Below are 14,906 nucleotides of genomic sequence, written 5' to 3'. Positions count from 1 at the left end.
GGGTGCGCCGGCCACAACATGGCGCACCCCGCCACCCCAACCCTTCAGGATTCTTCCCATGACTCATCCCAGCCCCCACCTGTCCCGCCGCCAATTGCTGGCCGCAAGTGCCGCCATCGTCGTCGCCTTTTCTGCCGCCTCCTGCACGGCAGGCCCGACGCCGGCGCCCACCACGGCGGGCCGGACGCCCACCGCTTCGGATCCGTGGCGGCCCTTGGCACACCTGACGGCCGAGAAGAATTGGCTCAATGATCCCAACGGACTGATCTACCACGACGGCACGTACCACGCGTTCTACCAGTACAACCCGCGCGCCAATTCGTGGGGCAACATGTCGTGGGGCCACTCCACCAGCAAAGACCTCGTGAATTGGGAACAGCAACCGGTAGCCATGGAGGCAAGCGCCGCGGAAGAGATCTTCTCCGGCTGCATGGTGATGGACAGCAACAATGCTTCGGGCCTTGGATCGGCCGGAAACCCGCCGATGATAGCCCTCTACACCAGCGCCTACGGCAAAAACGGCGCGCTCCCCCAAGGAGCCCAGGCGCAATCAGTCGCGTACAGCCTAGACGGCGGTACCACGTGGCAGAAGTACTCCGGTAATCCTGTGCTCAACCTCGCGCCCGCCAACAACAACTTCCGTGACCCCAAAGTCTTCTGGTACGAGCCCGGCCAATACTGGGTGATGACTACCGTGGTGGCCGACGCCCAGGTGGTCAAGCTCTTCAAGTCCACCGACCTGCTCCACTGGGACTACCTCAGCGACTTCTCCGGCGTCGGAGCCCAGGGTGGCCTGTGGGAGGTCCCAGAGCTTGTCCAGATGCCGGTGGAGGGCTCCACGGCGAAAAAGTGGGTCATGGTGCTGAGCATCAACCCAGGCGGCATCGCGGGCGGGTCCGGCATGCAGTACTTCGTGGGCGAATTCGACGGGACCCGTTTCACTGCCGAAAACGCCGCTGCCCCCGACGCTCCTTTGTCAGAGTCGCAATGGCTGGACCACGGAGCCGACTACTACGCCGCCAACTCCATCTCCAACGCGCCCGGGGACAAACCCGTACTGCTGGGCTGGATGGGCAACTGGGATTACGCCCAGAACGTCCCCACCACTCCCTGGCGTGGCTCCATGGCCATTCCCAGGGAACTCACGCTGGTCCGGGGCGAGCGCCGCTATGAGCTGCGCTCCGCAATCGCGGGCACGGCCAGGGAAGCACTGGAACGCCGGGGCGGTGAGATCAACAACAAAAACCTCACCGTGGACTCCTCGATCCAGGACTTGGGAGGGGACTTTGGGGCTCGCACCCAGTTGCTTGAGCTCGATCTGGACCTGTCGTCCGCGCGGGAGGCCGGCGTCATTCTCCGCCGCTCCGCCGACGGCAACTCCGGTTTGCGGATCTCCTACACCAAGGAAAACCGGACACTGAAGGTGGACCGTTCACAGGCAGGAACCACCAACTTCTCCGAGAAGTTCAGCCCTTACCACCAGGTGTCCCTTCCTTCTACCGGGAGCGACGGAAAGGTCCATCTCACAGTCCTCCTCGATTCCTCATCGGTGGAGGTCTTTGCCGGGGATGGCACGGCGGTCATTACGGACACGTTCTTCCCGGATTGGGACGCTGCGGGAACGTCGGTGTTCAGCTTGGACGGAGAGGCCCGCTTCGACGTGCACTCACGTCCGTTCTAAGGCGACCCGGGGTCGGATTTGGCCCATTACGACCCGATTTATGGGCCATATCTGACCCCGCGTTGCCCTTGCCGTGTGCATTGAGGATAGTTTTGTCCCTATGACATCCAGTGATGCCGCACGTGAACAGCTGATCATCGACGCCCGCCAGTGGGCCGCCCAGGACCCCGATCCAACGACGACGGCGGCCCTCCTGGAGCTTGCCGACCTCGCCGCAGCCGGTGATGCGGGAGCGGCCCAGGAACTGGGCGACAGCTTCAACGGCACCCTGCAATTCGGCACGGCGGGCCTCCGCGCCGCCCTCGGTCCCGGGCCCAACCGCATGAACCGCGTGGTGGTCCGCCGGGCGGCAGCAGGACTGGCAGCTTTCCTCACCGAAGCCGTGACCACAGCTGCACCGGGAACGCGGCCACGCGCCGTCGTCGGCTTTGACGCCCGGTACAACTCGGACATCTTCGCGGAAGAGACAGCGGCGATCTTCACTGCCGCGGGCATCGAAACGTTCCTTATGCCGGCAGCCCTTCCGACGCCGTTGCTCGCCTACGCGGTCAGGAGCCTGGAGTGCGACGGCGGCGTGATGGTCACTGCCAGCCACAACCCGCCGCAGGACAACGGGTACAAGGTCTACTTGGGACGGCATGCGGTGGCTGAGAGTGGCCGTGGGGCGCAGATTGTCGCCCCCTACGATGCCGAAATAGCAGCCAGGATCGAGGCCGTTGGGGCGTTGGAGTCCATCGAACTGGCCGATTCCGGCTGGTCTGTACTGCCGGGGTCGATTGCCTCGGACTACGAAACGTCCATGGCCAAGCTGGTGGATCGGGAGCACTTCCCCGCGCGGGACCTGAAAATTGTTCTGACGCCGATGCACGGCGTGGGCGGCGGGACGGCCGTCTCGGTCCTGAATGCCGCCGGGTTCACTGATGTGACCCTCGTGGCGGAGCAAGCTGAGCCGGACCCGGACTTCCCCACCGTTGCTTTTCCGAATCCGGAAGAACCCGGCGCACTGGACCTGGCACTCGCCGCTGCCGAGGAGGCCGGCGCGGACATCGTGTTGGCCAATGATCCCGACGCCGATCGCGCTGCGGTTGCTGCCCTGGACCCCGCGACGGGTGCCTGGCGCATGCTGCGTGGCGACGAGGTTGGGGCGTTGCTGGGAGCCCATATCGTGGCCCGGTTGGCTGCCTCCGCTTCCTCGGACGATGCGCACACCGGTGTTTTCGCCAACTCGATCGTGTCCTCACGGCTGCTCTCCCGGATCGCGGCGTCGGCAGGCTTTGCCCACGAAGAAACGCTCACGGGCTTCAAGTGGATTTCCCGGGTTCCCGGCCTCACCTACGGGTACGAGGAAGCATTGGGTTACTGTGTGGCGCCGGAGCTGGTCCGCGACAAGGACGGAATCTCGGCCGCCGTGCTGATCGCCGAGATGGCGGCGGCTGCCAAAGCTGAGGGCAAGTCGATCTTCGACACCCTGGATGATCTGTATCTGGTGCACGGCCTGCACGCGAGCGACCAATTGAGCATCCGCGTGGCCGATCTGGGCCTTCTCGATGCCATGATGAACCGCCTGCGGGTCAACCCGCCCGAAGCGTTTGGAGGTTCCGCCGTCGAAGTGTCCACGGATCTGGCGGAAGGAAGCGACGCCCTGCCTCCCACGGACGGGCTGCTCTACCTCACGCGTGACCAGAGCCGCGTCATCATCCGGCCCAGCGGCACCGAACCCAAGCTCAAGTGCTACCTGGAAGTGATCCGTCCGGTGGAATCGGCAGCGGAACTGCCCGAAGCACGCCAAGCGGCGCGGACCGCCCTGGATGATGTGCTTGGCGATGTCCGCGAAGCGCTGGGGCAGTAGCTTTCACACCGATTCCTGGAGCCCAACTTCAACAAAGCCGTCCACGAGGCGGGTAGCGAAGACTTCGAGGCTGAGTTCGGCATTGCTGAAGCATTCACCTGTTTCAAGGTCATAGACCTCTTTGTGGAGCGGTGAAGCGATGGTGGGCCGGCTGCCCCGGGAGCCGATGATTCCGCGCGCCATGACGTTGGCGAGAGTGGCCGGGTCCTGCTGGGCGACGGCAAATACCTCTGAGGGTCCTGTTCGAAAGAGTGCGACCTGCCGCCCTTGAATCAACGCAGCTTCTCCCCAGGCGGGCTCGAGTTCGTCCATAAGGCAAACGCGGTGCCAGGTGATGCCCTCGGCCAGTCCCTTGGCATTGTCCAAAGTCCCGGCGCGGTCCAGAATTACGGTCATTTCAGCCCCTCTCACTGTGTCCGGAAGTGCCGTATTCCACTGCCGCATCTGCCGGACCAGGCCACGCTTGTGACCACTCCTCCACGCTAAAACCGGGGTGTTTCGTCCGGGGTGCGCCTTTGTGTCCGATTGGTAAAAGACACCTCACACCTGCTGAAACGCGTTCGTGATGCAGAAGTTAAGACCACGAAACAAACGGGAAACTGAAGCGAAACTGCCCCTTCCTAGGCTGGGACCACACGTTGCGGAGATCCGTCTGCACCATTTGCGAAAGGCCCACCAGTGACCGGACACACTTCAAGCACAGGGACTCCACGCCGCGTCGTCATCGTCGGCGGCGGCCCCGCCGCCCACCGCTTCACCGATGCCATGGTCAATCGCGGTCTTGAAGGCTGGCAGCTCACCGTGCTGACCGAGGAGGCGCACCTTCCCTACGACCGTGTGGCGCTGAGCAAGGCCCTGACGGAAACCACCGTTGACCTCACTCTGGGCGATGCCGCAATGTGGGACCACCCGGCCGTGGAACTGAAGACCGGCGAGCGCGCGGTGAGGATTGATCCCGTTGCCAAGAACGTCACCACCGCCGCGGGCAGCGTGTACGCCTACGACCAGTTGGTGGTTGCGACGGGCTCTGATGCTGCCCGGCTTCCCATTCCCGGCGCCGACCATACGCATGTTTACCGCACCCTCGAGGACGTGTGGTCCATCAACAAAGCAATCGCGGAGTTGACCGCGAAACTCGGCCGAAAGGTCAATGCGGTCACCATCGGCGGTGGCCTGCTGGGCCTCGAGTCCGCCGCCGGTACCGAGCAGCTCGGCGCGACCCCTGTTGTCATCAACGGCTCCCCGTGGTTGATGAACACCCAGTTGGATGAAGGTGCGGGCCAGGCTTTGGGCCGTTTGATCGCGGCCAAGGGTTTCGAGGTGCACGGCGGCGTGTTTCCCTCCGAAGTTCTGACGGACGACGACGGCCAGGTCACCGGAGTTCTCATGGCGGACGGCCGTACCATCCCCGCCGACCTGGTGATTGTGGCCATTGGTGTCAGGCCCCGGGATGACCTCTTCCGTGCAGCCGAGGGCGAAGAGCAGATGTTCAGCCTTGGCCCGCGTGGGGGTGTGGTCATCAACGACTTCTGCGCCACCGAGGTGGAGGGCATCTGGGCCATTGGCGAGGTGGCCAACTTTGGTGGGATGTGCCTGGGCCTGGTGGCCCCGGCCAACACCATGGCTGAAATCGTTGCCGACCGGCTGCATGGTGGCGAAGCGACATTCCCCGGCTTCGACACGGCCACCAAACTCAAGCTCTCCGGAGTCGACGTTGCCAGCTTCGGCGACGCCTTTGCCCGCACCGAGCACGCCTTGGAAATCGTCTACGCCGACCCCGCCCGTGGCGTGTACCAGAAGATCGTCACCACCGATGATGCAAAGACCCTCCTGGGCGGCATCTTCGTCGGGGACGCCTCCCCCTACATGAGCCTGCGTCCCCTGCTGGGCCGTGAACTGCCTGCCGAACCGGGAGCGTACCTCAGCGCCGCCGGCGGCGGGGAGGCCCCGGAGACAGAACTGCCCGATGACGCGATCCTGTGCTCCTGCAACAACGTGGCTGCCGGTACCATCCGCGACACCATCAACGGTTGCGGCACGTGCGAAGGCAACGCCCCGGTCCGGGAGCTCGGAGAGCTCAAGGGGTGCACCCGGGCCGGAACCCAGTGCGGCTCCTGCGTTCCCATGCTCAAGAAGCTCCTGGAAGGCGAACTCACCAAGTCCGGGATCGAGGTCTCCAAAGCCCTCTGCGAGCACATCAGCCTCTCCCGCCAGGAACTCTTCGATGCCATCCGTGTCCTGGAGCTCACCTCCTTCGAGGAGATCATGGCCAAGTACGGCACGGGTGCAGGCTGCGATATCTGCAAGCCGACCATCGCCTCGATCCTGGCCAGCCAGCACTCCGCCTACGTTTTGGACGCCGGCCGCGGCTCGCTGCAGGACACCAACGACCGCGCTTTGGCCAATATGCAGAAGGACGGAACCTATTCGGTGGTCCCCCGCATCGCCGGTGGTGAAATCACCCCCAAGGGTCTTGGGGTCATCGCAGCAGTTGCCGAGAAGTACAACCTCTACACCAAGATCACTGGTGGCCAGCGGATCGATATGTTCGGTGCCCGGCTTGAGCAACTGCCGGACATCTGGAAGGAACTGGTGGACGCGGGCTTCGAGTCGGGCCAGGCCTACGGGAAGAGCCTGCGCACAGTGAAGTCCTGCGTCGGATCCACGTGGTGCCGCTTTGGCGTACAGGATTCCGTGGCCATGGCCATCGCACTGGAACTGCGCTACCGGGGCCTCCGCAGTCCCCACAAACTCAAGATGGGTGTTTCCGGATGCGCCCGCGAGTGCGCCGAAGCCAGGGGCAAAGACGTCGGCGTGATCGCGACGGCCGATGGCTGGAACCTCTATGTGGGAGGCAACGGCGGCGCCACTCCGGCCCACGCCAAGTTGCTCGCCAAGGACCTCGACGACGAAACGCTGCTGAAGTACATCGACCGCTATCTGATGTACTACATCCGCACCGCCGACCGCCTCCAGCGCACCGCCCGCTGGCAGGAAGAGCTCGACGGCGACATCAAACACGTCGAGGACGTGGTGGTTCACGATTCCCTGGGTATTGCCGCCGAACTTGAAGCCGCGATGGCCAAGCACATCGACACCTACCAGGATGAGTGGGCAGAGACCTTGAAGGACCCGGAGCGCCTCCGCCGTTTCCGCTCCTTCGTCAACGCCCCCGACCAGAAGGACGAGTCCATTGCCTTCGTTCCGGAGCGCGGCCAGATCCGCCCTGCCACGAATGAAGAAAAGGGCGGCGTGCTCATCGCCTCCACCATCCCGGTCCGCAGCGAATAACAAGGGGTCCCTATGCAGCTCACCATTGATCTCACCGGCCGCGATGTGTTGGTCACAGGATCCGACAAGACCGCCCGGCAAGCCGTCCGCCGCTACCAGCACGCCGGCGCCACAGTCCACCGCCTCAGCACTCCGGACGCGGTGCCGGCCAACGGCCAGCTCCCGGATCGCCCGTTCCTGGTAGCCGTAGTGGACGACGGCGACGACCGTTGGGCCGCGCTGGTGGACCGCTGCCGCGCCGCGGGCATCCCCGTGGCGTTTGAGCCGGCACCGGGGGCGGCCGGACACGTGACCCTGGTGGGTGGAGGACCAGGCGCACTGGACTTGCTGACGGTAGGTGCCGTAGACGCTTTGCGGGATGCCGACGTCGTGTTCTACGACCGTTTGGCCCCCTGCCAGGAACTGGCGGACCTGACCTCCGCGGAGCTTGTGGATGTCGGAAAACAGCCTGGCCTGCACAAGGTGACGCAGCGTGGGATCGAAAAGCTCATGGTGGAAGCGGCACTGCTCGGCAAGAACGTCGTCAGGCTCAAGGGCGGCGACCCGTATGTATTTGGACGTGGCGGCGAGGAGGTTGCGGCGTGCGTCGCAGCCGGCGTTCCTGTCCGGGTTGTTTCGGGTGTCACCAGCGCCATCTCCGTGCCTGCGGCCGCGGGGATTCCAGTAACGCACCGGGAAGTGAGCCACATGTTCACAGTGGTTTCCGGCCACGCTCCCCTGACGGAGAAGGAACACACCCACCTGGCTGGACTGGGTGGCACCATTGTGGTCCTCATGGGCATAGGAACCTTGCCTCAGCTGGCCGCCGGCCTGCGCCGGGCGGGGATGACATCCGACATGCCCATGGCCGTTGTGGAACGTGGCTACCGACCCGGCCAGCGCACCACCATCGCCGACCTCGGTAGTATCGAAACAGCGGCGACCGGCTGCAGCAACCCGGCAGTCCTGGTCATCGGTGAAGTGGTCCGGGTGGCCGAAGCCAACCGGAATCACGCCGAAGCATCCGCTGAACTGAGCCGACTCGCGGCTTCGCTCCTTGAAGCCTGAAGGTAAATAGAAATGACTGTTGCACGTGCCATCGAAGCCCTGGACCCCAATGCCGCACCGGACACCGCAGAGGCCGCCGAAGCACCCCTGGATGGATTCCGCATCGGCGTCACCTCGCACCGCCGTTCCCGCGACCTCATCGAGGCCCTCGAGCGGCGCGGCGCCAGCGTCCTGCACGCTCCGGCGTTGAAGATCGCCCCGGTCCAAGAGGACATGATCCTCATCGAAGACACCCGCACCATCATCGAGGCCAAGCCTGATATCTGCATAGCCACCACTGCCTATGGCATGCGTCGTTGGTGCGAGGCGGCCGATTCCTTCGGCATCGGGGAGCAACTGCTGGAGACCCTGTCCGCGTGCCGCATGTTCGTCAGGGGACCCAAGGCCCGCGGCGCCGTGCGGGCGGCGGGTTTGGCCGACGTCGGAATCAGCAGTGACGAGACCACGGCCACCCTGGTGGACATGCTGCTGGTGGAGGGTGTGCGCGGCAAGACCGTGGCAGTGCAGTTGCACGGGTACACGGACGTTCGCCAACTGGAGCGGCTCCGCATGTCGGGAGCGACTGTCTTGACGGTGACTCCCTACCGCTGGGTCAAGCCTGATGGCGAGGACAAATTGCCGCGCCTGATCGAGGCCGTCGTCAATGGCAATCTCGACGTCCTGACCTTCACCAGTGCCCCGGCCGTGGACGCCATGTGGAGCACCGCGCACGAAATGGGCCTGTACCGACAACTCATCGAGGCGCTCAAGGGTCCCGTGACCGTTGCCGCCGTGGGGCCTGTCACGGCACAGCCACTGGTCGACGCCGGGCTGACTCCCCTGATCCCCGACCGCTACCGCATGGGTGCGCTCATCCGCCTCGTCACCGAGCACCTGTCGCTGAACCACGTGCGACGCCTGGAGACCAAGACGGCCACGATCGAACTGCGCGGGCGTTGCCTTCGGATCGACGGCGAAGTGGTGGAACTGGCACCGGCTCCCCTCCTGCTGTTGCGGGCGCTCCTTGGGGCAGGAGGTGCGGTCTTGTCGCGTGAAGCGTTGTCGGATCTTTTGGATCTGCGGGGCTCCGTACATGCCCTGGACATGACGGTCAGCCGGCTGCGTTCCTCGCTGCCTGACGGAAAGCTCGTGGAAACAGTGGTGAAGCGCGGATACCGTCTGCGCGCCTAGCAGCTCCGTCACGCTACGCCGCCTTTACCAAGGGAAGTTCGTCCCAATTGGTGGTGTAGCGGGGGCTGAGCATGTCCCGCTTCATGGACCAGTCCGGTCCACCCTTGATGCCCGCATGTCCGAGGCCGATGGAGCCCCGGCCGTAGCGTTTGCTCACTTCCTCCAGCAAGCTCCCAATGCCGCGTTCCTCATGCCGGTTCTCGAAGATCTCCAAGGGCTTTTGGTTGCCGGTGGGACGGAGGTCGGTGACCATGATGCCGGCCTTGGCGTACTTTGTTCCCTCCTGGATCTTCGGCACCAGGGCGTGGGCGGCTTTCGTCAGCAGGACAGGGTCCGACGTCGGCATGGGGAGTGAGACGTTGACGGTCGGAAACGATTTGTCGTTCGGGTTGTAGACCGATGTTGCCGCGAACGCTGTCAAGAGCTTGGCTTGGAGATCGTGTTTGGCCAGTCGGGCGCTTGCCATCTGACCGTAGACGCTCAGCACCTGCCGCAGCTGGGCCGTCGTCGTAATCGGTGTGGAGAAGGAGCGCGAGAAGATCAACTGGTCTCGCCCGATCCGTTCCTCTTCCATGGGGATGCACGGGGTACCCTGCAGCTCCAGGACCGTGCGCATCATGACGATGGAAAACTTGTCACGCAAGGCAACAGGCTCGGCGCGGACCAGGTCCAGGATCGAGTGGATTCCCATGGCATTCAGGCGCTTGGTGAGCCTGGTGGCGATGCCCCAGATCTCGATGACCGAAAGCCGGGCCATGAGCGCCTCACGCTGCGCTTCCGGGACCGAATCCCAGCGGCACACCCCGTTGAAGGCAGGATTATGCTTGGCCCACTTGTTGGCCAGCTTGGCAAGCGTTTTGGTGCGGGCGATTCCGACGCACACCGGAACCCCGACATTCCTGCGGCAGGCCTCTTTGATGGAGCGACCCAGGTGCAAGAGTTCCTCCGGCCGGCCTTTGACGCCCAGGAACGCCTCATCGATCGAATACACCTCTTGCCAGGCCGAGTAGCGCCGCAACAACTCCATGACCCGTGAGCTGATGTCCCCGTAGAGTTCGTAATTGCTGGACAAGGCAATGAGTCCCCACTCCTTTGCCCGCGGAGCCAGCTTGAACCAAGGATCCCCCAGACCGATGCCAAGCCGCTTTGCCTCGGGCGATCTGGTGACCGCACAGCCATCGTTGTTGGACAGGACAATCAGGGGCTTGCCTTCCAGGGCAGGGTTGAAAGCCCGTTCCGCGGAGGCATAGAAGCAGTTGATGTCCACGTGTGCGATCTCCTGCATCTGACGCATAAGGGCTGGCCGGGACATGCTCCTCCTTGGCTCGGCAATACCACGCGCGCCCACCGAAGATGGAGAGACACGCCGAATATTCGAACATATATTCGAATAAATCAACTGTACCTCCGGCCACCGACAATAAAACTGCACTGCCCCGCATGGCCTTGCTTAAGATATTGATGAATGTAAATATTTACCTGTGTCTATGTCTTTGGAGCTGACCCCGGTCCAGACCGTTGCCTGCTGCTCGCCGCTGGCACGCGAGCCATTGTCGGAGAAGGAAGCCGACGGCGTTGCGCCGCTGTTAAAAGCTTTGGCGGATCCCGTGAGGTTGCGGCTGATGTCCCTGGTGGCCTCACACGAGGGCGGGGAAGCATGCGTCTGCGACCTGAACGATGCCTTCGAGTTGTCGCAGCCGACCATCAGCCACCATCTGAAAGTGCTGCACGAAGCCGGTTTGCTGGACCGGGAAAAGCGCGGAGTCTGGGTCTACTACAAGGCCCGCACCGAAGCCCTGCAGAACCTGGCAGCCTTGATCGGCGGACAGGCCCAGTGAATCCCTTGCTCCTGCGCCGGGCGGCTGCGGAATTCCTCGGCACCTGCCTCTTGGTCGCTGCCGTGGTTGGTTCCGGAGTGATGGCCTCCCGGCTGTCACCGAAGGACGTCGGGCTGCAGCTGCTGCAGAACAGCCTCGCCACAGGCGCGGCTTTGGTCGCGTTGATCCTTGCCCTGCAGCCGGTCTCAGCCTCCTTCAACCCTGTGGTCACCTTGGTCGAACGGGCCCTTGGAATGATCGACACCCGGGCTGCCGCCCTTTTGGTCGCGGCTCAGGTGCTGGGTGGATTGACCGGGACCGTCGCGGCGAACCTGATGTTCGATCTGGCTCCGGTCACGTTGTCCACCCATGAACGCACCGGTCCTGGTCTGTGGCTGGCAGAGGTCATTGCTACGGCAGGGCTGCTGGTCATCGTTTTTGGGACCATCCGTCCCGGACGCGCCGACCGGGTGGCTATCGCCGTCGGCGGTTACATCACCGCCGCGTACTGGTTCACCTCCTCCACCAGCTTCGCCAACCCCGCCGTAACGATCGCCCGAACCATCACGGACACCTTCGCAGGGATCGCACCGGCCTCCGCGCCGGGTTTCATCGCCGCCCAAATGGTCGGCGGTGCGCTCGGCTTGGTCCTGGTTCGTTTCCTCTGTCCCCAAACCACTGATGTTGCCGCAGCTGATGCCGCGGATGATCGAAAGGTGCTCTCATGAGCGTCAAACCCTCCGTCCTGTTCGTTTGTGTCCACAACGCCGGACGGTCCCAAATGGCCGCCGCATTCCTGACCACCCTGGGCAGGGGCGCCATCGAGGTCCGCTCCGCAGGTTCCCAACCTGCCAGCCAGGTCAACCCCGCAGCGGTTGAGGCGATGGCCGAGATCGGGATCGACATGTCCGCCGAAATCCCCAAGATTCTCACCACCGAGGCCGTGAAGGACTCCGACGTCGTGATCACCATGGGCTGCGGGGACGAATGCCCGTACTTCCCGGGTAAACGCTACGAAGACTGGGTCCTGGAAGACCCCGCAGGCAAAGGCGTCGACTCCGTCCGGCCCATCCGCGACGAGATCAAAACCCGGGTCGAGGCCCTGATTGCCAGCCTCACGCCGGCGGAAGCCCAGCAATGACCGGGCACGATTCCCTGCCCGTCGCGGTGATTGGGGCAGGGCCGGTCGGGCTGGCCGCGGCCGCGCACCTGCTCGAACGCGGACTCGAACCCCTGGTGATCGAGGCCGGACCCACCGTTGGTTCCGCTATCAAAGGGTGGGGGCATGTTCGAGTCTTCTCTACCTGGAAATACAACCTCGACTCCGCTGCCGTCCGCCTGCTCCAGCGAACGGACTGGGAAGCGCCCCGCCCGACCGCGCTGCCCTATGGGCACGAAATCGTCACCCAATATCTCGAACCCTTGGCCGCAACCCAGGAACTCAGGCAGAGGATCCGCACCGGTTCAAAGGTGGTTGCCGTGACCCGGCAGGGATGGATAAAGGCCGAAGCCAGGGCCGCGACCAGGCACCCTTCGTCCTGCAGGTTCAGGACGACGACGGCCAGACCACCGAGGTTTTGGCGCGGGCCGTCATCGATGCCTCAGGAACGTGGAACACCCCCGCTCCGCTTGGCTCCCACGGCCTCCCGGTTCCCGGCGAAGCCAAAGCCCGCGCTGCTGGGATCATCACCGGAGCCCTACCCGATGTCACCCAGGATGGTTTCGCAGGCCACCGGACCCTCGTCGTCGGGTCCGGTCACTCGGCCGCGAACATGGTCCTGGATCTCGCCCGCCTTGCCCGCACCCATCCCGGCACCACAGTCGTCTGGGCCATCCGCGCCGCCACCCCCGCAAGGGCTTACGGTGGCGGTAACGCCGACGAACTCCCCGCCCGCGGCCAGCTGGGCACCCGCCTGCGCACCGCCGTCGAGACTGGTGCCGTCCAGCTCCTGACCGGCTTCCGCGCCCAAAGCGTCGAAACCACCGGCGCTGCCGTGATCGTCCACGCAGCTGACGGCCGGACGGTGGAGGTTGACCGGGTCATCCCGGCCACCGGCTTCCGCCCGGACCTGGGCATCCTTGCCGAACTGCGGCTGGAGCTGGACCCGGCGGTCGACGCCCCCAAAGCGCTGGGACCATTGATCGACCCGGACTTCCATAGCTGCGGCACCGTCCCGGCGCACGGCGCACGGATCCTGGCCCACCCCGAGAAGGACTTTTACCTGGCAGGAATGAAGTCCTATGGCCGGGCACCGACCTTCCTCATGGCCACGGGCTACGAACAAGTCCGCTCCATCGCCGCTGCCCTGGCCGGTGACACAGCAGCCGCAGAAGCGCTGGAACTGGAACTGCCCGAAACAGGGGTCTGCTCCACCAGCCTTCCCGCAGAACCAGCAGCCGGAGCCTGGAGGGACACCGTCTTGCTCGAACGCCGCGCCGAATAACAACCGGAAGCAGATACGCAGCTAGGAGCGTGCAGAGGAATCCTTGCGGTGCACCAAATAGATGGCGCCGGTGCTGACGTCTTCTTCGAGCGCTTCCAGCGTGCGCCCGCGGGTCTCCGGGACCTGGGTGTAGATGAAGACGAGCGCCGCGATACCCACAACACCGAACAGGAAGAACGTCCCTGTGATGCCCACGCCGGCGACCAAGGTGGGGAAGAACAGGCCCAGCAGCGCGTTGGCAATCCAGAGGCAGAACACCGAAAGGCCGATGGCGAAACCGCGAACGTGCAGCGGGAAGATTTCGGACAGCATCACCCACACGGCGATGTTCAGGAACGTCTGCATCGAGCCGACGAAGGCCACCACCAGGAACAGGATCACGAACGGTCGGGCCGCATTTCCCACAGGAAGCAGGATTGAAGCGATGCCAATAAGGAAGTGGCACGCAGTGGTCAGCGTGAAGCCCAGGAGCAGTGTGGTTCGGCGGTTGACGCGCTGCATCAAGGTCAAAGCGATCACGCCCCCAACGACCGCGATCACCCCGGGAGCGATATTGGCGATGAGCGCCGCATTGGAGTCGAATCCGGCCTCGACCAGCACGGACTGACCGTAGTACATGATCGAATTGATGCCCGTCAGCTGCTGGGCCACCCCGAGGCCAATGCCGACCATGATGATGCGAAGAATCCATTTGTCTTTCAGTGCACCCCAGGAGGTTGCCTTGGAAGCCCGCTCCTCGTCGGCGAGGTGCTTGATGTCCGCCATTTCAGCCTCGGCACGCTCCACCGAGCGGATGGTCTTGAGGACTGCCAAGGCCTCTTCCCAGCGTCCCTTGGAAATCAGCCAGCGAGGAGATTCGGGCATCCGGAGCATGCCGAAGAACAGTGCGATGGCAGGCAGCGCGGCGACTGCCAGCATGACGCGCCACACTCCCCCGAACTCTCCCCAGATGTTGCCGATGATGGCGTTGACCACGAAGGCAGCGAGCTGGCCGATGACAATCATGAGCTCGTTGCGCCCGGCCAGCGAACCACGGATCTCGTAGGGCGCCAGCTCGGCCAGGAAGACGGGCACCACAGTGGACGCTCCGCCGACAGCCAGGCCCAGAATGACGCGCCCCAGGACCATGACTTCAAAATTCGGCGCGAAGACGCAGGCGATGGTTCCAGCCAGGAAGAGCACCGCGAGCAGGAGGATGGATTTCCGGCGGCCCCAGGAATCCGACAGGCGTCCACCGCCCACGGCCCCGGCCGCTGCGCCGAACAGCAGTGAGCTGGTGACGATCCCCTCCGTCAGGGGTGTCAGCCCAAGGTCGGCTGTCATGGGCCGCAGGGCGCCGTTGATGACACCAGTGTCATAGCCGAACAACAGCCCGCCGAACGTGGCAACCAAAGCTACAAGGCCAAGGCGCTTCCGGTGCGGACCGTTGGTCAGCGGAGGAAGGGCGGCCCCGGGGGCACCTTCCCGCTGCAATTGCGTTGCAGACATCAGGACTCCTTTGTCAGTGTGTTGCGGATCATAAATAACCGCTCTGGAACCAGAGTAACGCGCGAAAGGCTTAAATGTAAGGTCAAACTAACAAACACCTCATTTTGTCCTTTCTGTGA

Annotated in this window: 11 protein-coding genes and 1 pseudogene; 9 read left to right on the top strand and 3 right to left on the bottom strand. The window is 64.1% G+C overall.

Annotated features, from left to right (window positions below):
- The first annotated feature begins 58 nt into the window (after positions 1–58).
- Positions 59–1,681 (top strand): glycoside hydrolase family 32 protein, encoded by a 1,623-nt coding sequence (locus FDP28_RS13645; RefSeq protein WP_144661978.1) that lies wholly within the window; start codon positions 59–61, stop codon positions 1,679–1,681.
- 100 nt (positions 1,682–1,781) lie between these two features.
- Positions 1,782–3,530 carry a phospho-sugar mutase gene (locus FDP28_RS13640; protein WP_144661977.1) on the top strand — a complete coding sequence of 583 codons (1,749 nt, stop codon included), beginning with the start codon at positions 1,782–1,784 and terminating at the stop codon, positions 3,528–3,530.
- A 3-nt stretch (positions 3,531–3,533) separates the two neighbouring features.
- Here FDP28_RS13640 and nirD read toward each other — a convergent pair whose 3' ends face one another.
- On the bottom strand, positions 3,534–3,926 hold the full coding sequence (nirD, locus tag FDP28_RS13635) for a nitrite reductase small subunit NirD (RefSeq protein WP_144661976.1): 393 nt from the start codon (positions 3,924–3,926) through the stop codon (positions 3,534–3,536).
- A gap of 282 nt (positions 3,927–4,208) precedes the next feature.
- Here nirD and nirB point away from each other — a divergent pair, with 282 nt between their 5' ends.
- The 3 genes from nirB to FDP28_RS13620 are packed head-to-tail and all read left to right on the top strand — an operon-like array spanning position 4,209 to position 9,038.
- Positions 4,209–6,821: a nitrite reductase large subunit NirB gene (gene nirB / locus FDP28_RS13630; RefSeq protein WP_144661975.1), complete on the top strand. Its 2,613-nt coding sequence runs from the start codon at positions 4,209–4,211 to the stop codon at positions 6,819–6,821.
- A gap of 12 nt (positions 6,822–6,833) precedes the next feature.
- Entirely contained in the window at positions 6,834–7,868 is a 1,035-nt protein-coding gene (gene cobA, locus FDP28_RS13625; RefSeq protein ID WP_144661974.1) for a uroporphyrinogen-III C-methyltransferase, read from the top strand.
- 12 nt (positions 7,869–7,880) lie between these two features.
- A complete protein-coding gene (locus FDP28_RS13620) occupies positions 7,881–9,038 on the top strand; it encodes a uroporphyrinogen-III synthase (RefSeq protein WP_144661973.1) in 1,158 nt (385 codons plus the stop codon).
- A 13-nt stretch (positions 9,039–9,051) separates the two neighbouring features.
- On the opposite strand, the gene FDP28_RS13615 is transcribed toward FDP28_RS13620, so the two are convergent.
- The gene (locus FDP28_RS13615; protein WP_144661972.1) at positions 9,052–10,350 is read right to left on the bottom strand and encodes a Y-family DNA polymerase; all 1,299 of its coding nucleotides are present in this window, start codon (positions 10,348–10,350) and stop codon (positions 9,052–9,054) included.
- A 175-nt stretch (positions 10,351–10,525) separates the two neighbouring features.
- Between FDP28_RS13615 and FDP28_RS13610 the strand changes: the two genes are divergently transcribed.
- The 4 genes and pseudogenes from FDP28_RS13610 to FDP28_RS13595 all read left to right on the top strand — a co-directional run bounded on the left by FDP28_RS13610 (position 10,526) and on the right by FDP28_RS13595 (position 13,299).
- The gene (locus FDP28_RS13610; RefSeq protein ID WP_144662038.1) at positions 10,526–10,876 is read left to right on the top strand and encodes an ArsR/SmtB family transcription factor; all 351 of its coding nucleotides are present in this window, start codon (positions 10,526–10,528) and stop codon (positions 10,874–10,876) included.
- A complete protein-coding gene (locus FDP28_RS13605; RefSeq protein ID WP_144661971.1) occupies positions 10,873–11,583 on the top strand; it encodes an aquaporin in 711 nt (236 codons plus the stop codon). The genes FDP28_RS13610 and FDP28_RS13605 overlap by 4 nt, the downstream gene beginning before the upstream one ends.
- A complete protein-coding gene (locus tag FDP28_RS13600; protein WP_144661970.1) occupies positions 11,580–11,996 on the top strand; it encodes an arsenate reductase ArsC in 417 nt (138 codons plus the stop codon). The genes FDP28_RS13605 and FDP28_RS13600 overlap by 4 nt, the downstream gene beginning before the upstream one ends.
- Positions 11,993–13,299 (top strand): annotated as a pseudogene (locus FDP28_RS13595) (FAD-dependent oxidoreductase). The gene FDP28_RS13600 and the pseudogene FDP28_RS13595 overlap by 4 nt, the downstream one beginning before the upstream one ends.
- 21 nt (positions 13,300–13,320) lie before the next feature.
- Here FDP28_RS13595 and FDP28_RS13590 read toward each other — a convergent pair.
- Complete coding sequence (locus FDP28_RS13590; protein ID WP_144661969.1) at positions 13,321–14,787, bottom strand: sugar porter family MFS transporter; 1,467 nt, start codon at positions 14,785–14,787, stop codon at positions 13,321–13,323.
- Positions 14,788–14,906 lie beyond the last annotated feature (119 nt).

Source organism: Paenarthrobacter nicotinovorans, from assembly GCF_007670255.1.
Taxonomy (GTDB): Bacteria; Actinomycetota; Actinomycetes; order Actinomycetales; family Micrococcaceae; genus Arthrobacter; species Arthrobacter nicotinovorans_B.
Note: the sequence above shows the minus strand (reverse complement) of the source record. Positions and strands in the feature narration are given on the sequence as shown.

What these genes read in the sequence shown, in the direction of transcription:
- FDP28_RS13645 (WP_144661978.1), top strand. Translation starts at nt 59, where the DNA reads ATGACTCATCCCAGCCCCCACCTGTCCCGCCGCCAATTGCTGGCCGCA.
- FDP28_RS13640 (WP_144661977.1), top strand. Translation starts at nt 1,782, where the DNA reads ATGACATCCAGTGATGCCGCACGTGAACAGCTGATCATCGACGCCCGC.
- nirD (WP_144661976.1), bottom strand. Translation starts at nt 3,926, where the DNA reads ATGACCGTAATTCTGGACCGCGCCGGGACTTTGGACAATGCCAAGGGA.
- cobA (WP_144661974.1), top strand. Translation starts at nt 6,834, where the DNA reads ATGCAGCTCACCATTGATCTCACCGGCCGCGATGTGTTGGTCACAGGA.
- FDP28_RS13620 (WP_144661973.1), top strand. Translation starts at nt 7,881, where the DNA reads ATGACTGTTGCACGTGCCATCGAAGCCCTGGACCCCAATGCCGCACCG.
- FDP28_RS13615 (WP_144661972.1), bottom strand. Translation starts at nt 10,350, where the DNA reads ATGTCCCGGCCAGCCCTTATGCGTCAGATGCAGGAGATCGCACACGTG.
- FDP28_RS13610 (WP_144662038.1), top strand. Translation starts at nt 10,526, where the DNA reads ATGTCTTTGGAGCTGACCCCGGTCCAGACCGTTGCCTGCTGCTCGCCG.
- FDP28_RS13600 (WP_144661970.1), top strand. Translation starts at nt 11,580, where the DNA reads ATGAGCGTCAAACCCTCCGTCCTGTTCGTTTGTGTCCACAACGCCGGA.
- FDP28_RS13590 (WP_144661969.1), bottom strand. Translation starts at nt 14,787, where the DNA reads ATGTCTGCAACGCAATTGCAGCGGGAAGGTGCCCCCGGGGCCGCCCTT.